The 18588-nt window shown below is 64.3% G+C and carries 19 protein-coding genes; 18 read left to right on the forward strand and 1 reads right to left on the reverse strand.

Going from position 1 to position 18588, the window contains the following annotated elements; genetic code table 11:
- Positions 1 to 405 precede the first annotated feature (405 nt).
- From mnmG to glmS, 16 genes are all read left to right on the forward strand, one after another.
- Positions 406 to 2298: a tRNA uridine-5-carboxymethylaminomethyl(34) synthesis enzyme MnmG gene (gene mnmG, locus FHR73_RS14465; RefSeq protein ID WP_183632184.1), complete on the forward strand. Its 1893-nt coding sequence runs from the start codon at positions 406 to 408 to the stop codon at positions 2296 to 2298.
- On the forward strand, positions 2298 to 2942 hold the full coding sequence (gene rsmG, locus FHR73_RS14470) for a 16S rRNA (guanine(527)-N(7))-methyltransferase RsmG (RefSeq protein WP_183632186.1): 645 nt from the start codon (positions 2298 to 2300) through the stop codon (positions 2940 to 2942). The genes mnmG and rsmG overlap by 1 nt, the downstream gene beginning before the upstream one ends.
- A gap of 8 nt (positions 2943 to 2950) precedes the next feature.
- The gene (locus FHR73_RS14475; RefSeq protein ID WP_183632188.1) at positions 2951 to 3745 is read left to right on the forward strand and encodes a ParA family protein; all 795 of its coding nucleotides are present in this window, start codon (positions 2951 to 2953) and stop codon (positions 3743 to 3745) included.
- A 9-nt stretch (positions 3746 to 3754) separates the two neighbouring features.
- Positions 3755 to 4627 (forward strand): ParB/RepB/Spo0J family partition protein, encoded by an 873-nt coding sequence (locus FHR73_RS14480; protein ID WP_183632189.1) that lies wholly within the window; start codon positions 3755 to 3757, stop codon positions 4625 to 4627.
- Positions 4628 to 4773: 146 nt separating this feature from the next.
- Complete coding sequence (locus FHR73_RS14485) at positions 4774 to 5178, forward strand: F0F1 ATP synthase subunit I (protein WP_183632190.1); 405 nt, start codon at positions 4774 to 4776, stop codon at positions 5176 to 5178.
- Positions 5179 to 5194: 16 nt separating this feature from the next.
- Positions 5195 to 6058 carry a F0F1 ATP synthase subunit A gene (atpB, locus tag FHR73_RS14490; RefSeq protein ID WP_133860216.1) on the forward strand — a complete coding sequence of 288 codons (864 nt, stop codon included), beginning with the start codon at positions 5195 to 5197 and terminating at the stop codon, positions 6056 to 6058.
- Between the two features lie 139 nt (positions 6059 to 6197).
- Positions 6198 to 6455 (forward strand): F0F1 ATP synthase subunit C, encoded by a 258-nt coding sequence (gene atpE / locus FHR73_RS14495; RefSeq protein ID WP_003097235.1) that lies wholly within the window; start codon positions 6198 to 6200, stop codon positions 6453 to 6455.
- Between the two features lie 55 nt (positions 6456 to 6510).
- Entirely contained in the window at positions 6511 to 6981 is a 471-nt protein-coding gene (locus FHR73_RS14500) for a F0F1 ATP synthase subunit B (protein ID WP_007160122.1), read from the forward strand.
- A 12-nt stretch (positions 6982 to 6993) separates the two neighbouring features.
- A complete protein-coding gene (locus FHR73_RS14505) occupies positions 6994 to 7530 on the forward strand; it encodes a F0F1 ATP synthase subunit delta (protein ID WP_007160121.1) in 537 nt (178 codons plus the stop codon).
- A gap of 18 nt (positions 7531 to 7548) precedes the next feature.
- Positions 7549 to 9093, forward strand: a complete 1545-nt coding sequence (gene atpA / locus FHR73_RS14510; protein ID WP_017641467.1) for a F0F1 ATP synthase subunit alpha — start codon at positions 7549 to 7551, stop codon at positions 9091 to 9093.
- A 48-nt stretch (positions 9094 to 9141) separates the two neighbouring features.
- The gene (gene atpG, locus FHR73_RS14515; RefSeq protein ID WP_183632191.1) at positions 9142 to 10005 is read left to right on the forward strand and encodes a F0F1 ATP synthase subunit gamma; all 864 of its coding nucleotides are present in this window, start codon (positions 9142 to 9144) and stop codon (positions 10003 to 10005) included.
- A gap of 30 nt (positions 10006 to 10035) precedes the next feature.
- Positions 10036 to 11412: a F0F1 ATP synthase subunit beta gene (gene atpD, locus FHR73_RS14520; protein WP_017641466.1), complete on the forward strand. Its 1377-nt coding sequence runs from the start codon at positions 10036 to 10038 to the stop codon at positions 11410 to 11412.
- A gap of 38 nt (positions 11413 to 11450) precedes the next feature.
- The gene (locus FHR73_RS14525; RefSeq protein WP_007160117.1) at positions 11451 to 11876 is read left to right on the forward strand and encodes a F0F1 ATP synthase subunit epsilon; all 426 of its coding nucleotides are present in this window, start codon (positions 11451 to 11453) and stop codon (positions 11874 to 11876) included.
- 154 nt (positions 11877 to 12030) lie between these two features.
- On the forward strand, positions 12031 to 13398 hold the full coding sequence (gene glmU, locus FHR73_RS14530) for a bifunctional UDP-N-acetylglucosamine diphosphorylase/glucosamine-1-phosphate N-acetyltransferase GlmU (RefSeq protein WP_183632192.1): 1368 nt from the start codon (positions 12031 to 12033) through the stop codon (positions 13396 to 13398).
- A 54-nt stretch (positions 13399 to 13452) separates the two neighbouring features.
- Positions 13453 to 14223, forward strand: a complete 771-nt coding sequence (locus FHR73_RS14535; protein WP_183632193.1) for a DeoR/GlpR family DNA-binding transcription regulator — start codon at positions 13453 to 13455, stop codon at positions 14221 to 14223.
- Positions 14224 to 14289: 66 nt separating this feature from the next.
- A complete protein-coding gene (gene glmS / locus FHR73_RS14540) occupies positions 14290 to 16125 on the forward strand; it encodes a glutamine--fructose-6-phosphate transaminase (isomerizing) (protein ID WP_183632194.1) in 1836 nt (611 codons plus the stop codon).
- An 18-nt stretch (positions 16126 to 16143) separates the two neighbouring features.
- Here the strand turns inward: glmS and FHR73_RS14545 are convergent, their stop codons facing one another.
- Positions 16144 to 16494, reverse strand: a complete 351-nt coding sequence (locus tag FHR73_RS14545; protein ID WP_183632195.1) for an NADH:ubiquinone oxidoreductase — start codon at positions 16492 to 16494, stop codon at positions 16144 to 16146.
- Between the two features lie 51 nt (positions 16495 to 16545).
- Here FHR73_RS14545 and FHR73_RS14550 point away from each other — a divergent pair, with 51 nt between their 5' ends.
- Together FHR73_RS14550 and FHR73_RS14555 are read left to right on the forward strand one after the other, a co-directional pair.
- Positions 16546 to 17502 carry a GTP-binding protein gene (locus FHR73_RS14550; protein WP_183632197.1) on the forward strand — a complete coding sequence of 319 codons (957 nt, stop codon included), beginning with the start codon at positions 16546 to 16548 and terminating at the stop codon, positions 17500 to 17502.
- Positions 17503 to 17735: 233 nt separating this feature from the next.
- The gene (locus tag FHR73_RS14555) at positions 17736 to 18587 is read left to right on the forward strand and encodes an energy transducer TonB (protein ID WP_260175709.1); all 852 of its coding nucleotides are present in this window, start codon (positions 17736 to 17738) and stop codon (positions 18585 to 18587) included.
- Position 18588: the final 1 nt, after the last annotated feature.

Genomic DNA, 18588 nt, shown 5'->3' on the forward strand with positions numbered 1-18588 from the left:
TTTCTGTCCTCACCTCCCCCTTCCAGAGCCCTGTTGATAAACCCGCCTGAGGTCTGCCCATAAATCGGTGCACGAACTGTCTATGACCCGCGCTGTGGATAAGCAGGCAAAGGATCCACAGGATGCTGAGAGCTTGTATTCATCCACAGCACAAGACGTGCACGGGGTTCAGGTTTTCCCCAGACCAGGCCTGCCAAGGGCTGGATAAGCTTATCCACAGCGAAGGGCCTGCATATACATAAGCTCTATATCAGTCCTTTTAAAACTTTCTTCTCTATTGTTTATATTGAGCGTCTACTCCTGCGCCTGGTCATTTTTTGGCCAGAGCCCCTTCTGCAAGACTCGTCCAGGCCTTATACTTGCCGGCTTTCCTTTGAATTCCTGCCAACAGGCACGAGGTGCGTGGTGGACTTTCCTTCCCGTTTCGACGTCATCGTGATCGGCGGCGGCCATGCCGGTACCGAAGCGGCCCTGGCGGCCGCTCGCATGGGTGTGCGCACCCTGCTGCTCACGCATAATGTGGAAACTCTCGGCCAGATGAGCTGCAACCCCGCTATCGGCGGCATCGGCAAGAGCCATCTGGTCAAGGAGATCGATGCCCTGGGCGGCGCCATGGCCGCGGCGACGGACCTCGCCGGCATCCAGTTCCGCATTCTCAACAGCCGCAAGGGACCTGCCGTGCGCGCCACTCGCGCCCAGGCCGATCGCGTGCTGTACAAGGCGGCCATCCGCTACGTCCTGGAAAACCAGCCGAATCTGTGGATATTCCAGCAGGCCTGCGACGACCTCATCGTCGAAGGCGATCGCGTCGCTGGCGTGATCACCCAGATGGGCCTGAAATTCCATGCCGACAACGTGGTGCTGACCGCCGGGACCTTCCTTGGTGGTCTTATCCACATCGGCTTGCAGAACCACAGCGGTGGACGAGCCGGGGATCCGCCGGCCATTGCCCTGGCGCAGCGTCTGCGTGAACTGCCGCTGCGGGTCTCGCGCCTGAAGACCGGCACGCCGCCGCGTATCGACGGCCGCTCGGTGGACTTCTCGGTGATGACCGAGCAGCCCGGGGATACCCCGCTGCCGGTGATGTCCTTTCTCGGCAATCGCGAGCAGCATCCGGCGCAGGTCAGCTGCTGGATCACCCACACCAACGCCCGCACCCACGACATCATCCGCGCCAACCTGGATCGTTCGCCCATGTACTCGGGCGTGATCGAAGGGGTAGGGCCGCGCTACTGTCCGTCCATCGAAGACAAGATCCACCGCTTCGCCGACAAGGACAGCCATCAGGTCTTTCTCGAACCCGAGGGCCTGACCACCCACGAGCTCTATCCCAACGGCATCTCCACCTCGCTGCCCTTCGATGTGCAGCTCGAGGTGGTGCGCTCCATGCGCGGCATGGAGAACGCCCACATCCTGCGACCCGGCTACGCCATCGAATACGATTTCTTCGATCCGCGGGATCTCAAGTACAGCCTGGAAACCAAGGTCATCGCCGGGCTGTTCTTCGCCGGCCAGATCAACGGCACCACCGGTTACGAAGAAGCCGGCGCCCAGGGTCTGCTCGCCGGGGCCAACGCCGCCTTGCGTGCCCAGGGCCGTGAGGCCTGGTGTCCGCGTCGCGACGAGGCCTACCTCGGCGTGCTGGTCGACGACCTCATCACCCTGGGTACCCAGGAGCCCTATCGCATGTTCACCTCGCGCGCCGAATACCGGCTAATCCTGCGCGAGGACAACGCCGACCTGCGCCTGACCGAGAAGGGCCGCGAGCTGGGCCTGGTGGACGACCAGCGCTGGGCGCTGTTCGAGGCCAAGCGCGAAGGCATCGCCCTGGAAGAGCAACGTCTCAAGGCGATCTGGGTCCGTCCGGGCACGCCCCAGGGTATGGCGGTCGCCGAGCGCTTCGGCACCCCGCTCAACCACGAGTACAACCTGCAGAACCTGCTGGCCCGCCCGGAGATCGACTATGCCGGTCTGCTGGCCGCGGTGGGCGAGACGCCGGCCGAGACCCAGGTCGCCGAGCAGATCGAGATCAAGACCAAGTACGCCGGCTATATCGATCGCCAGCAGGACGAGATCCAGCGCCTGCGCGCCAGCGACGCCGTGGCACTGCCGGTGGAGCTCGACTACGCCAGCATTTCCGGACTGTCCAAGGAGATCCAGCACAAGCTGGCCCAGGCCCGTCCCGAAACCCTGGGCCAGGCCTCGCGCATCCCGGGCGTCACCCCGGCGGCGGTTTCGCTGCTGCTGATCCACCTCAAGAAGCGCAGCGCCGGTCGTAGCCTGGAGCACAGCGCCTGATGGCCAGCGCGATCCAAGCCAACGAACTGCGCCAGGGCGCCGAGACCCTCGGCGTGGCGCTGCCCGCCGCCGTGGAAGAGCGACTGCTGGGCTACCTGGACCTGCTGGTCAAGTGGAACAAGGCCTACAATCTCACCGCGGTGCGCGACCCTAACGAGATGGTCTCGCGGCACCTGCTGGACAGCCTCAGCATCGTCCCCTACGTGGGCGCCGGGCACTGGCTGGACGTGGGCAGTGGCGGCGGCATGCCGGGCATTCCCCTGGCGATCCTCTTTCCCGAGTCGCGCTTCACCCTGCTCGACAGCAACGGCAAGAAGACCCGCTTCCTGACCCAGGCCAAGATCGAACTGGGCCTTGCCAATCTCGAGGTGGTCCACGCCCGTGTCGAGGCCTATCAGCCTGCCGCGCCCTTCACCGGCATCGTCTCGCGGGCGTTCAGCGCCATCGATGACTTCGCCACCTGGACGCGCCACCTGGGCGACAACCAAACACAGTGGCTGGCGATGAAGGGGCTGCACCCCGACGACGAGCTGGCCAAGCTACCAGCGGATTTCCGGGTTGCGGCGGCGCACGTCCTCGCGGTTCCCGGTTGCCAAGGCCAGCGGCACTTGCTGATACTGCGCCGCACGAACGGAGAGGGGTAAGGCGGTACATGGCCAAGGTTTACGCGATAGCCAACCAGAAGGGCGGGGTGGGCAAGACCACGACGTGCATCAATCTCGCCGCTTCTCTGGCCGCCACCAACCGGCGCAAGGTGCTGCTGATCGATCTCGATCCCCAGGGTAACGCCACCATGGGCAGCGGGGTCGACAAGCACGCCCTGGAGCATTCGGTGCTGGACGTCCTCACCGGGGCCTGCGGCCTGCTCGACGCCATGCACTTCTCCGAGCACGGCGGCTATCAGCTGCTGCCCTCGAACCGCGACGTCACCGCCGCGGAAGTGGAGCTGCTGGAACTGCCCGGGCGCGAGAGTCGCCTGCGCGATGCTTTGGCGCCAGTGCGGGACAACTACGACTACGTGCTCATCGACTGCCCGCCGTCGCTGTCCATGCTGACCATCAACGGCCTGGTGGCCGCCGATGGCGTGATCATTCCCATGCAGTGCGAGTACTTCGCCCTGGAAGGCCTGACCGATCTGGTCGGCAGCATCCAGCACATCGCCCAGCGGCTGAATCCGCAGCTGAAGATCGAGGGCCTGCTGCGCACCATGTTCGATCCGCGCATCGGCCTGGCCAACGACGTCGCCGCCCAGCTCAAGCAGCACTTCGGCGACGAGCTCTACGAAACCATCATTCCGCGCAACGTCCGCCTGGCCGAAGCGCCCAGCTACGGCATGCCCGCCCTGGTCTACGACAAGAGCTCCAAGGGGGCCGCGGCCTACCTGGAACTGGCCAGCGAGCTGGTCAAACGTCAGCGCAAGGCGGCTCGCGTCGCCAAGACTGCCTAAGGAATCCCCATGGCTGTGAAGAAACGAGGTCTGGGCCGCGGTCTCGACGCCCTGCTCGGCGGTGCCAGCGTCAAGGTCCTGCAGGAGCAGGCCGCCGCCACCCCGGTCAGCGAACTGCAATCGCTGCCGCTGGACATCATCCAGCGCGGCAAGTACCAGCCACGCCGGCACATGGATCCGACCGCTCTGGAAGAGCTGGCCAACTCCATCCGTGTCCAGGGGCTGATGCAGCCGATCGTGGTGCGTGCCATCGGTGAAGGCCGTTACGAGATCATCGCCGGCGAACGCCGCTGGCGTGCCAGCCAGCAGGCCGGTCTGGAGCGCATCCCGGCGCTGGTGCGCGACGTGCCCGACCAGGTCGCCATCGCCCTGGCGCTGATCGAGAACATCCAGCGGCAGAATCTCAATCCGCTGGAAGAGGCCATGGCCCTGCAGCGGCTGCAGGACGAATTCGAGCTGACCCAGGCCCAGGTGGCCGAAGCCGTCGGCAAGTCGCGCTCGGGCGTGACCAACCTGCTGCGCCTGCTGGCACTGGCCGAAGACGCCAAGGACCTGCTGGCCAAGGGCGAGCTGGAAATGGGCCATGCCCGCGCACTGCTCGGTCTGCCCAAGGCGCGCCAGGGCGAAGGGGCGCGGCACGTTGTCGCACGGGGCCTCACCGTCCGCCAGACCGAAGCCCTGGTGCGCCAGTGGCTCAGCGGCGCGGAGCCGGAGGAGAAGGCCGCGGTGGTCGATCCCGACATCAGTCGGCTGGAGCAGCGTCTGGCCGAACGTTTGGGCGCCAACGTGCAGATCCGCCACGGCGAGAAAGGCAAGGGCCAGCTGGTGATCCGTTACACCTCTTTGGACGAACTTCAAGGCGTACTGGCGCACATTCGCTGACACAAATGCCTGCGAGCCTGGACGGCAATCTGTCCGGGGTGGCTTGAACCACTCCGGACGCGCCCCTATACTTTGCCCGCTTTTTGTCGGCACAAAGCATGCCAGTGAAAACAACTATTAAGCCGACACCAGAGGACTTCGAGCCGATGGACCGCCGCACGCCCAAACGCCTGCCTTTCCATCACCAGCCTGCCTTTCGCCTGCTGCTCGTCCAACTGGCTGTCGCGTCGTGTGCCGCCGTTGTCTTGTTTTGCTTCGTCGGTAAGGTCGCCGGTTATTCCGGATTGTTGGGCGGGCTGATTGCCTGGCTGCCCAATCTGTATTTTTCGTTCAAGGCGTTCCGCTATCGCGGCGCCCATGCCGCCCAAGACATCGTCCGTTCTTTCTACTCGGGCGAGGCGGGCAAACTGATTCTCACGGCAGTGCTCTTTGCACTGACGTTTGCTGGGGTAAAACCGCTTTCGGCTCCTGCACTGTTCGGCGTCTACCTGTTGACGCTGATGGTCAATGCCGGCGCGCCCTTGCTACTGAAAAAACCGACTAGACCTTAAGGCATTCGAGGCACACATGGCAGCAGACTCCGCTTCGGGCTACATCCAGCACCACCTGCAGAACCTGACCTATGGTATGCACCCGGTGAACGGCTGGAGCTTCGCCCACACCCCCGCTGAAGCTAAGGAAATGGGCTTCTGGGCCTTCCACGTGGATACCCTTGGCTGGTCGGTCGCCCTCGGCCTGATCTTCCTGGTGCTGTTCCGCAGCGTCGCCAAGAAGGCCACCAGCGGTCAGCCCGGCGGCCTGCAGAACTTCGTCGAGGTGCTGGTCGAATTCGTCGACGGCAGCGTCCGTGACACCTTCCACGGCAAGAATCCGCTGATCGCGCCTCTGGCCCTGACCATCTTCGTCTGGATCTTCCTGATGAACCTGATGGACCTGGTGCCGGTGGACTGGCTGCCGTCCGTGGCCGGCATGCTGTTCGGCGAGCACACCTACTTCCGCGTGGTGCCCACCACCGACCCGAACGCCACCCTGGGCATGGCCCTGTCGGTGTTCGCCCTGCTGATCTTCTACAGCATCAAGATGAAGGGCCTGGGCGGCTTCTTCGGCGAGCTGACCCTGCATCCCTTCAGCAGCAAGAACATGCTGCTGCAGATCATCCTGGTCCCGATCAACTTCCTGCTCGAATTCGTCACCCTGATCGCCAAGCCGATCTCGCTGGCACTGCGACTGTTCGGCAACATGTATGCTGGCGAGCTGATCTTTATCCTCATCGCCATCATGTTCGCCAACGGTCTGGCGCTGGGTGGCCTGGGTATCGTGCTGCAGTGGGCGTGGGCGGTGTTCCACATCCTCATCATCACCCTGCAGGCCTTCATCTTCATGATGCTGACCATCGTCTACCTGTCGATGGCGCACGAAGAAAGTCACTAAGGAATGGCCCCCGGACGCTGCTGACGGCGTCCGGAGGCGGTTCTGCCGTGAGTCCCGGAGGACGTTGTTCGCCGGGTAACTTGGGAAAACTTTTTCGCTTCAACCTTAACCAAGACGACTAAAAAAGTCGGGAGGAAAGATGGAAACTGTAGTTGGTTTGACCGCGATCGCCGTTGCTCTGCTGATTGGCCTGGGCGCTCTGGGTACCGCCATTGGCTTCGGTCTGCTGGGTGGCAAGTTCCTCGAAGGCGCCGCTCGTCAGCCGGAAATGGTTCCGATGCTGCAAGTCAAGATGTTCATCGTCGCCGGTCTGCTCGACGCCGTGACCATGATCGGTGTTGGTATCGCCCTGTTCTTCACCTTCGCTAACCCCTTCGTTGGTCAGATCGCCGGCTGATCACCCTCACGGGTGTAGGCAGGACTGATGGACAACGAACGAGCGAGGTGTTGGCGTGAACATTAATGCAACCCTGATAGGCCAGTCCGTTGCCTTCTTCATCTTCGTGCTCTTCTGCATGAAGTACGTGTGGCCGCCGATCATCTCGGCGCTGCGTGAGCGTGAGAAGAAGATTGCCGATGGCCTTGACGCTGCCAACCGCGCGGCTCGTGATCTGGAAGTGGCACAGCAGCAAGCCAACCAGAAAGTGAACGAAGCCAAGGGCCAGGCAGCCGAGATCATCGAGCAAGCCAACAAGCGTGCCGCTCAGATCGTCGAGGACGCACAGGCCAAGGCCCGTGCCGAAGGCGACCGGATCAAGGCGCAGGCTCAGGCGGAAATCGAGCAGGAAATCAACACCGCGAAGGACGCTCTGCGTGCTCGCGTCGGCGTGCTGGCCGTGGCCGGCGCCGAGAAGATCCTCGGATCGACCGTTGATGCCAATGCTCATGCCCAGTTGGTCGACCGACTGGCAGCGGAAATCTAAGCGAGGCCACCAATGGCAGAACTGAACACGCTGGCCCGGCCCTATGCCAAGGCGGCTTTCGAGTTCGCACAGTCCCAGCAGCAGCTGACCCAATGGTCGGCCGCGCTAGGGCTGCTCGCCGCGGTATCCCAAGATGGGACCGTGCGCCAGCTGCTTCAGCAGCCGCAGTTGACTGCGGACGCCAAGGCCGGATTGCTCATCGATGTATGTGGCGATCAGCTGGATGCACAGTCCCAGAACTTCGTTCGGACCGTGGCAGAAAACAACCGGATCGACCTGTTCCCGGCCATCGCCGAGATCTACGAGGCGTACAAGGCCGAGCAGGAAAAATCCATCGAGGCGGAAGTCACCAGTGCTTTCGCCCTGAGCGACGAACAGCAAGACAAACTCGCCAAGGCTCTCAGCGCAAGGCTAGGTCGACAAGTGCGACTAAATGCATCCGAGGATGCGAGCCTGATCGGTGGTGTGGTTATCCGCGCCGGCGACTTGGTAATCGATGGCTCCGTTCGCGGCAAGCTCGCGCAACTGGCCGAAGCGTTGAAACCTTGAGTTTGAAGGGGCAGTAGCATGCAGCAACTCAATCCTTCCGAAATTAGTGAAATCATCAAGGGTCGCATCGATAAACTCGACGTGACCTCGCAAGCCCGCAACGAAGGCACCATCGTCAGCGTGTCTGACGGTATCGTGCGGATCTTCGGTCTGGCCGACGTCATGTACGGCGAAATGATCGAATTCCCCGGCGGCATCTACGGCATGGCGCTGAACCTGGAGCAGGACTCCGTCGGCGCTGTGGTCCTGGGTAGCTACCTGGGTCTGGCCGAAGGCATGAGCGCCAAGTGCACCGGCCGCATCCTGGAAGTCCCGGTTGGTCCGGAACTGCTGGGCCGCGTCGTCGACGCCCTGGGCAACCCCATCGATGGCAAGGGTCCGCTGAACGCCAGCGCCACCGACGCCGTCGAGAAGGTCGCACCGGGCGTGATCTGGCGTCAGTCAGTCGACCAGCCGGTGCAGACCGGCTACAAGGCCGTCGATGCCATGATCCCGGTAGGCCGCGGTCAGCGTGAGCTGATCATCGGTGACCGTCAGATCGGCAAGACCGCCATGGCGATCGATGCCATCATCAACCAGAAGAACAGCGGCATCCGCTGCGTCTACGTTGCCATTGGTCAGAAGCAATCGACCATCGCCAACGTGGTGCGCAAGCTGGAAGAGAACGGCGCTCTGCACAACACCATCGTGGTGGCAGCCAGTGCGTCCGAATCGGCTGCCCTGCAGTTCCTGGCGCCCTACTCGGGTTGCACCATGGGCGAATACTTCCGCGACCGCGGTGAAGACGCCCTGATCGTCTATGACGATCTGTCCAAGCAGGCCGTGGCCTATCGCCAGATCTCCCTGCTGCTGCGTCGTCCGCCGGGCCGCGAAGCCTATCCCGGCGACGTGTTCTATCTCCACAGCCGTCTGCTCGAGCGCGCTTCCCGCGTTTCCGCCGACTACGTCGAGAAGTTCACCAACGGCGCCGTGACCGGCAAGACTGGCTCGCTGACCGCATTGCCGATCATCGAGACCCAGGCCGGCGACGTGTCCGCCTTCGTTCCGACCAACGTGATCTCCATCACCGACGGCCAGATCTTCCTGGAAGCCGGCCTGTTCAACTCGGGCATCCGCCCGGCGGTCAACGCCGGTGTCTCGGTATCCCGTGTGGGTGGTGCGGCCCAGACCAAGATCATCAAGAAGCTGTCTGGCGGTATCCGTACCGCGCTGGCCCAGTACCGTGAACTGGCGGCCTTCGCCCAGTTCGCCTCGGACCTGGACGAAGCCACCCGCAAGCAGCTCGAGCATGGTCAGCGCGTCACCGAGCTGATGAAGCAGAAGCAGTACGCGCCCATGTCCATCGCCGAGATGTCCCTGAGCCTGTACGCCGCCGAGCGTGGTTTCCTGAGCGATGTGTCCCTGGACAAGATCGGTAGCTTCGAGCAGGCCCTGATCGCCTACTTCAACCGCGATCACGCCGACCTGATGGCCAAGATCAACGTGAAGGGCGACTTCAACGACGAGATCGACGCCGGCATCAAGGCGGGAATCGAGAAGTTCAAGGCCACGCAAACCTGGTAAGCCGCGACGGGGGCGCCAGCCCCCGTTTGCCAACCCGATAGGTGTCACATGGCAGGCGCAAAAGAGATTCGCGGCAAGATCGCGAGCATCAAAAGCACACAGAAGATCACCAGCGCCATGGAAAAGGTTGCGGTCAGCAAGATGCGTAAGGCTCAGGCCCGCATGGCTGCCAGCAAGCCTTATGCCGAGCGCATCCGCGCTGTGATCGGCCACCTGGCCAACGCCAACCCCGAGTACCGCCATGCCTTCATGGTGGATCGCGAGGTCAAGCGCGTCGGCTACATCGTGGTCAGCTCCGATCGGGGTCTGGCCGGTGGTCTGAACACCAACCTGTTCAAGGCTCTGGTTCGCGACATGAGCGACCAGCGCGGCAAGGGTGTGGAGATCGATCTGGCGGTGATCGGGGCCAAGGGTGCCTCCTTCTTCCGCAGCTTCGGCGGCAACGTGGTCGCGGCCATCAGCCACCTCGGCGAAGCCCCGGCGATCAGCGATCTGATCGGCAGCATCAAGGTGATGCTGGATGCCTACCTGAACGGCCGTATCGACCGTCTGTACGTGGTGTCCAACGTCTTCGTCAACACCATGACCCAGAAGCCGACCATCCAGCAACTGGTGCCCCTGGTGCCGGGTGAGGGCGGTGAGCTGCAGGGCAAGCACTGGGACTACCTCTACGAGCCCGACGCCAAGACCCTGCTCGACGGTCTGCTGGTGCGCTACGTGGAATCCCAGGTGTATCAGGCCGTGGTCGAGAACGCTGCCAGCGAACAGGCCGCGCGGATGATCGCGATGAAGAACGCCACCGACAACGCCGGCGATCTCATCAAGGAGCTGCAGCTGGTCTACAACAAGGCTCGCCAGGCTGCGATCACCCAAGAAATTTCGGAAATCGTCGGCGGCGCCGCCGCGGTCTGACGGACAGCTTAAACATTCGAGGAACGCGAAATGAGTAGCGGACGTATCGTACAAATCATCGGCGCCGTGATCGACGTGGAATTCCCGCGCGACGCGGTACCGCGCGTCTTTGACGCCCTCAAGGTGCAGGGTGCCGAAACCACCCTGGAAGTCCAGCAGCAGCTGGGCGACGGCGTGGTCCGTACCATTGCCATGGGTAGCACCGAAGGCCTCAAGCGCGGCCTGAACGTGGGCAACACCGGCGAGGCCATCAAGGTCCCGGTCGGCGTCAAGACCCTCGGCCGCATCATGGACGTGCTGGGCAACCCCATCGACGAAGCCGGCCCCATCGGCGAGGAAGAGCGCTGGGAAATCCACCGCAAGGCCCCGTCCTATGCAGAGCAGGCCGGTGGTAACGACCTGCTGGAAACCGGCATCAAGGTCATCGACCTGGTCTGCCCCTTCGCCAAGGGCGGCAAGGTCGGCCTGTTCGGCGGCGCCGGCGTGGGCAAGACCGTCAACATGATGGAACTCATCCGTAACATCGCCATCGAGCACAGCGGTTATTCCGTGTTCGCCGGCGTGGGCGAGCGTACCCGTGAAGGGAACGACTTCTACCACGAGATGAAGGACTCCAACGTTCTGGACAAGGTCGCCCTGGTCTATGGCCAGATGAACGAGCCGCCGGGCAACCGTCTGCGCGTGGCCCTGACCGGTCTGACCATGGCCGAGAAATTCCGTGACGAAGGCCGTGACGTCCTGCTGTTCGTCGACAACATCTACCGCTACACCCTGGCCGGCACCGAAGTGTCCGCGCTGCTGGGTCGTATGCCGTCCGCGGTGGGCTACCAGCCGACCCTGGCAGAGGAGATGGGTGTCCTGCAGGAGCGCATCACCTCCACCAAGCTGGGTTCGATCACCTCCGTGCAGGCCGTCTACGTCCCTGCGGATGACTTGACCGACCCGTCCCCGGCAACCACCTTCGCCCACCTGGACGCCACCGTGGTTCTGTCCCGTGACATCGCCTCCCTGGGTATCTACCCGGCAGTCGATCCCCTGGACTCCACCTCGCGCCAGCTGGACCCGAACGTGATCGGCCAGGAGCACTACGACACCGCTCGCGGCGTCCAGTACGTGCTGCAGCGCTACAAGGAACTGAAGGACATCATCGCGATCCTGGGCATGGACGAACTGTCCGAGTCCGACAAGCAGCTGGTATCCCGTGCTCGTAAGATCCAGCGCTTCCTATCCCAGCCGTTCTTCGTGGCCGAGGTCTTCACCGGTTCGCCCGGCAAGTACGTGTCCCTCAAGGACACCATCGCCGGCTTCTCCGGGATCCTGCGTGGCGACTACGATCACCTGCCCGAGCAGGCGTTCTACATGGTCGGCGGCATCGACGAAGCCATCGAGAAAGCCAAGAAACTGTAACTGCCGCGCCCGGCGACGGGCGCTTTTAGAGGCACGCTATGGCCAAGACAGTCCAATGCGACATCGTCAGCGCGGAAGGGGAAATCTTCTCCGGCGCGGTGGAGATGATCATCGCCCACGGCCACCTGGGTGATCTGGGTATCGCCCCGGGCCATGCGCCGCTGCTCACCGATCTGAAACCGGGCCCCATCCGCCTGGTCAAGGCCGGGGGCGCCGAGGAGGTGTTCTACATCTCCGGCGGTTTTCTGGAAGTGCAGCCGAATGTCGTCGAAGTGCTGGCCGATACCGCCAGCCGCGCCGGTGACATCGACGAAGCTGCCGCTCTGGAAGCCAAGCAGCGCGCCGAGGCAGCGCTGAGCGACAAGGGCACGGAGTTCGACTACACCGCTGCCGCCACTCAGCTCGCCGAAGCCGCCGCCCAGCTGCGCACCATCCAGCAGCTCAAGCGGCAAGCCAAGCGCTAAGCGCAAGGTCAGGCTGTAACGACAAGGGTAGCTTCGGCTACCCTTTTCTTTTGTCGCCCGAAAAGTGGGCGAGAAATTTCGCGTAGTCGGACTTGGAAGGCGCCTGTCGCCTTCGGTTGCCGGCTCGTCTCTTCCTCCTGTCTCCGAGGTTCCGATGTCCCTGGAAATCGTCATCCTGGCTGCTGGCCAGGGCACCCGCATGAGATCCGCTCTACCCAAGGTGCTGCATCCCGTAGCCGGTCGCAGCATGCTGGGGCATGTCCTCGACCGTGCTCGTGAGTTGCAGCCGGCCGGCATCCATGTCGTCATCGGTCATGGCGCCGACCAGGTCCGCAGCCAGCTGGCCGCGGACGACGTCAGCTTCGTGGTCCAGGCCGAGCAACTCGGCACCGGCCATGCCGTAGCTCAGGCGGCGCCGGCGCTGACGGCGGAGCGGGTGCTGATCCTCTATGGCGATGTACCCCTGATCCAGACCGAGACCCTGCAGCGCCTGTTGCAGCAGGTGGATGACGGTCACCTGGCGCTGCTGACCGTGGAGCTGGACGATCCCACCGGCTATGGGCGGATCCTGCGCGATGAGCAGGGGCGGGTAACCGCCATCGTCGAGCACAAGGACGCCAGCGACGCCCAGCGCGCCATTCGCGAAGGCAATACCGGCATCCTCGCGGTACCCGGTCGGCGCCTGGCGGATTGGCTGGGTCGCCTGTCCAACAGCAATGCCCAGGGCGAGTACTACTTGACCGACGTCATCGCCCTCGCGGTGGCGGACGGCCTGACCATCGCCACCAGCCAGCCGGCGGATGCCATGGAAGTGCAGGGCGCCAACGATCGCCGGCAACTGGCCCAGCTGGAACGGCACTTCCAGCAGCGCGCCGCCGAGCGCCTGATGCTGCAGGGCGTGACCCTGCTGGATCCCCTGCGCTTCGATCAGCGTGGCCAGGTCGAGGCGGGTCGCGACGTCTCCATCGACGTCAATGTCATTCTCGAAGGCCGGGTGGTGCTGGAAGACGGCGTGAGCATCGGTCCGAATTGCGTGATCAAGGACAGCGTGCTCAAGCGCGGCGCCATCATCAAGGCCAACAGTCATCTGGACGGCGCCGTGGTAGGGGAGGGCGCCGACGTCGGTCCCTTCGCCCGCCTGCGACCGGGCAGCGAACTGGGCGCCAAGGCCCATGTAGGCAATTTCGTCGAACTGAAGAACGCCCACCTGCAGGCCGGCGCCAAGGCCGGGCACCTGAGCTACCTGGGTGATGCCAGCATCGGCCCGGACAGCAACATAGGGGCGGGCACCATCACCTGCAACTACGATGGTGCCAACAAGTTTCGAACCGAAATCGGCGCGGATGTCTTCGTGGGTTCCAACAGCTCGCTGGTGGCCCCGGTCAGCCTCGGCGCGGGCGCGACCACCGCAGCAGGCTCGGTCATCACGGCCGATGTGCCCGCTGATGCCCTGGCCCTGGGGCGGGCCCGGCAGGTCAACAAGACCAGCTGGCAGCGGCCGAAGAAGACCCCCAAGACTTGACGGCTGCTCGCTATTAGGTTTTGATTCGATCCATTATCTTTCGAATCGAAATTTATGACCCGTCGCAATACCGCGCAGCGCCGTCACGCCATCCTCGCCCAGCTCCAGGAGCAGGGCGAGGTCAGCGTGGACGGGCTGGCCCGTCAGCTGGAGACCTCCGAGGTCACCATCCGCAAGGACCTGGCCGCCCTCGAGCGCAATGGCCTGCTGCTGCGTCGCTATGGCGGCGCGGTGGCCATGCCCCAGGAGCTGCTGGCCGAGGCACCGCCCCAGGCGTCGCCCTTCAAGCAGGCCATCGCCCGGGCCGCGGCCCAGCGCCTGCGCGAACATGCACGGATCATCATCGACTGCGGCAGCACCACGGCGGCGCTGATTCCCCAGCTCGATCGCCGTCCCGGCCTGGTGGTCATGACCAATTCCCTGCAGGTGGCCATGGCGCTGCGCGAGCTGGAGCAGGAACCCATGCTGCTGATGACCGGCGGCACCTGGGATCCGCACTCGGAATCCTTCCAGGGCCAGGTTGCCGAGCAGGTGCTCCGCTCCTACGACTTCGACCAGCTGTTCATCGGCGCTGACGGCCTCGATCCGGAGCGTGGCACCACTACCTTCAACGAGCATCTGTCGCTGTCGCGGGTGATGGCCGAGGTGGCGCGGGAGGTGGTGGTCATGGCCGAAGCGAGCAAGCTGGGCAGGCGAATTCCCAATCTGGAACTACCTTGGGAAAGGGTGGACGTGCTCATTACCGACGAGCGCCTGCCCGCCGAAGCGGCCCGGGCGATCGAAACCCAGGGGGTACAGGTGGTCTGCGCCCCTGTGGAAAACTAGACAATCAGGTCATCCACAGCTGGCCCCGCTGGGTCGCTGTGGATAAACCAGCAACGGGAGGTAAGCATGTGTGGAATCGTCGGCGCCATTGCCGAGCGTAACATCACCGCCATTCTGGTCGAGGGTCTCAAGCGCCTGGAATATCGTGGCTACGACAGCGCCGGCCTGGCCCTGCTGGATGCCCAGGGCGAGTTGCAGCGTCTGCGCCGTATCGGCAAGGTCAGTGAACTGGAAGCGGCCTTGCTGGCCGATCCCCTGGCCGGTCGCCTGGGCATTGCCCACACCCGGTGGGCGACCCACGGTGCGCCCACCGAAGCCAATGCCCACCCACATTTCTCCCAGGGTGACGTGGCCGTGGTGCACAACGGCATCATCGAAAACCACGAAGCCCTGCGCGCCCAGCTCAAGGCTCAGGGGTATGTCTTCACCTCCCAAACCGATACCGAGGTCATCGTCCACCTGCTGCACCTCAAGCTGCAGGACAGTGGCGACCTGACCACGGCGCTCCAGTTGGCGGTCAAGGAGCTGCACGGCGCCTACGGCCTGGCGGCGGTCTGGCGCCAGCAGCCGGATCGTCTGGTGGCGACCCGTAGCGGCAGTCCCCTGGTGATCGGCCTGGGCCTGGGCGAGAACTACCTGGCTTCCGACCAGTTGGCGCTGCGTCAGGTGACCGATCGCTTCGTCTATCTGGAAGAGGGCGACGTGGCCGAGATTCGTCTGGATCAGGTCCAGCTCTGGGACGTGAACGGGGTGCCGGTCCAGCGCGAGACGGTGCAGTACCACGAAGGCAGCGAGGCGGCCGACAAGGGCGCCTATCGCCACTTCATGCTCAAGGAGATCCACGAGCAGCCCAGCGTGGTCCAGCGCACTCTGGAAGGGCGCCTGGGTGATGGACAGGTACTACCCGAGGCCTTTGGTCCCTCGGCGTCCGCCTTGTTCGCCAAGGTGCGCCAGGTGCAGATCGTCGCCTGTGGTACCAGCTTCCACGCCGGTTCGGTGGCGCGCTACTGGATCGAGGAATACGTAGGGATTCCCTGCCAGGTGGAGGTGGCCAGCGAATTCCGCTACCGCCGTGTCGCCGTCAGCCCGGACACCCTGTTCGTCACCATCTCCCAGTCCGGTGAGACCGCCGATACCCTGGCCGCGCTGCGCATGGCCAAGCAATCCGGCTATCTGAGCAGCCTGGCGATCTGCAACGTGGCGACCAGCTCCCTGGTGCGCGAATCCCAGCTGAGCTTCCTGACCCAGGCGGGTCCGGAGATTGGCGTGGCCTCGACCAAGGCCTTCACCACCCAGCTGGTCTCCCTGCTGCTGCTGACCCTGAGTCTGGGACGCTGCCAGCAACGCCTGGATGCCGGTGTCGAAGCCGAGCTGGTGGCCGAGCTGCGACGGCTGCCGGCGCGCCTGGACGAAGCCCTGGCCATGGACAAGACCGTCGAGAAGCTGGCGGAGTCCTTTGCCGAGAAGCACCACACCCTGTTCCTGGGACGCGGCGAGCAGTACCCGGTGGCGATGGAGGGCGCGCTCAAGCTCAAGGAGATCTCCTACATCCACGCCGAGGCCTATCCGGCCGGCGAACTCAAGCACGGTCCGCTGGCGCTGGTGGATGCCGACATGCCGGTAGTGACGGTGGCGCCCAACAACGAGCTGCTGGAAAAGCTCAAGTCCAACCTGCAGGAGGTGCGGGCGCGGGGTGGTCAGCTGATCGTCTTCGCCGACGAGCGCGCTGCCTTCGAGGAAGGCGAAGGCACGCGGATCGTGCCGATGCCGCACATCCATGACGCCCTGTCGCCGATCCTCTACACGATCCCGCTGCAGTTGCTGTCCTACCACGTGGCCGTGTTCAAGGGCACCGACGTGGATCAGCCCCGCAACCTGGCCAAGTCGGTAACCGTGGAATAAGTGGTTCCACGTGGAACCTCAGGGCACGCGCCAGCGGCCCTGATTCTGCTGGCTGCAGGCGACGGCCAGAAAGCGGCCGTCGCCGGGCTCGCCGTAATAGTGGATGTCCTGTCGATAGGGCACGCCAGGACTGCGTGCACCCTGGCAGATACCGATCTCGCCGACCGGGCAGCGGTCGACGAAGCTGACCTCGGTCTGCTGACCCTTGAGCTGCGGCTGGCAGAAGCCGTCGCGAAACAGCGGGGCGGGGATGTCGATGTTGCTCTGGCAGATCTGCACGTCCACACTGCCCTGACGACTGCGGATCACGCAGGCATCGGCGAGTGCCAGTGACGGCAACAGCAGCAGCGGGATCAGCGATCGCCACATTCCAGCCCATCTCCTCGATCAAATCGCCACTCTAGCATTCGACCTCTCGCCATGCGCCTCGCCGATATCAAGACCCATGTGATCGCCGGTCCTCTGGGGGCCGGCAAGACCACCCTGATCCGCCAGTTGTTCGCCCAGCGTCCCGCCCATGAGCGTTGGGCGATCCTGGTCAACGAATTCGGCCAGGTCGGACTCGACGCGGCGCTCATGACTCCGGACGACGAGGGCCTGAGTATTGCTGAGGTCCCGGGCGGTTGCCTGTGCTGCGTCCAGGGTGTGCCCCTGCAGGTGGCCCTCACGCGGTTGTTGCGGCGCGCTCGGCCGCAGCGGCTGATCATCGAGCCCTCAGGTCTTGGCCATCCCGCCAGCCTCTGTCGGCTACTCCAGGCCTCGCCCTGGGCCGGGGTGCTGAGCTTGCAACCCCTGGTCTGGGTAGTGGACGCCCGGCAGGTGCTGGAACGCCAGCCCCTGCCGGAGGCCCAACAACAGGCGCTGGAGCAGGCCGGTCTGGTCGTGCTCAACAAGAGCTCCGGTCTGGACCGCACCCTCCTGCCTGCGCAACTGGGCAACCGGCCGCTGTACTGGACCGAAGAAGGGCGGATCCCCCTGGCCGAACTGCCCCTGGCAAACACCGAGGCATCGGCTGGCGGCGAGTTGCCCGAGCCTGGCACCGCCACCAGCCCGCAGGCACTGCTGCTGCCGGGGCGTCCGCTGCGCTTCAGTCATACCCAAGAGGGACACCAGGCCGTCGGTTGGCGCTGGCATCCCAGCCACAGCTTCGATGGGCTGGCGCTGCTGGCCCTGCTGGGTGGTCTTCCTGGGCTGATCAGGCTGAAGGCGGTCCTGCAGCTGGCGGATGGCTGGCAGGCCTACAACGGTCTCGCCGGGGAAGGTCGCTGGGAACCGACCCTATGGCGGCGTGACAACCGGCTGGAGCTGATCCTGGAGGAGAGGCCGGACCTAGAGGCCCTCGAAAAGGATCTGCGCGGGACCATTCGCGACATTTGAGGTTGCCAAATTTGTTCAGTTAATGATAATGATTATTAAATTTACTTCCTCTGCGTATTGCTCACATGGCTCCGACGTCGCTTGCCAAGCCTGAACCCTTCGTAATTGCCGCGCGTTCTGACGGTGACGAGGTGGAATCCGTCCAGGGACCCGTTAGGGCCGGCGACGTGGAGCCGGTGGCAGGGGTCAATGCCGAGCGAAGCGAGCCTTCGGCCACCATCTTGTCGTTCCGCATGCCCGAGCGTAATGAAGAGATCCTGACCCCGGTACTGACCCCGGTCGGTGCGGCCGAGCCGGGCGAGCAGCCACCGCGTGGCCGCGGCTGGGGCGCCGCCTCGGCGCTGTCGCTGATCATGCACGCCAGTATGGCAGCGGCCCTGTTCCTGGTGGTCCAGGCGCCGCCGGAGTTGAAGATCGCCAAGGGTGACGAACCCATGCAGGTCAGCTTCATCCAGTTGCCCAAGCCGGTTCCCGAACCCCCGGCGCCGACCCCGGCACCGCCCGCGCCGCCGCCACCACAACCCGAACCGCCGCCCCCGGAGCCACCCAAGCCCGTGGAACCGCCGAAGCCGGTGGAGCCGCCCAAGCCGGTGGTGGAAAAGCCCAAACCCAAGCCGAAGCCCAAGCCGGTCGAGCACAGCCAGCAGAAGCCGCTGCCGAAAAAGGTCGAGCCTGCACCGGAGCCCGTCGCCCAGGCCGCGCCGTCACCGGCACCCGCGCCTGCGGCCAGCGCCGCACCCAGTCAGCCGGCACCCGCCGCGGCACCATCCGGCCCGCCAAAGACCGCGGGCCTGCCTACCGGCAGCATCGACGACGCCGATATCCGGCCGGTCAAGATGACACCGCCGGAATATCCGGAAATGCTCCGTCGTCGCGGTGTGGGTGGCGAGGTGCGGGTGATGTTCACCGTGACCGCGGACGGTCGACTGGCCGATATCCAGGTGCTGGAAGCCTCCAACAAGCAACTGGAGCGCGCCGTGCTCGAGGTACTGGGTGAATGGCGCTTCGCCCCGCGTGTCTCCGGTGGTCAGATCGTGCCGCGCAAGGCCACCAAGACCTTCAACTTCAAGATCCAGCGCCGCTAGG

Source organism: Pseudomonas sp. AS2.8 (assembly GCF_014190935.1).
Taxonomy (GTDB): Bacteria; Pseudomonadota; Gammaproteobacteria; order Pseudomonadales; family Pseudomonadaceae; genus Chryseomonas.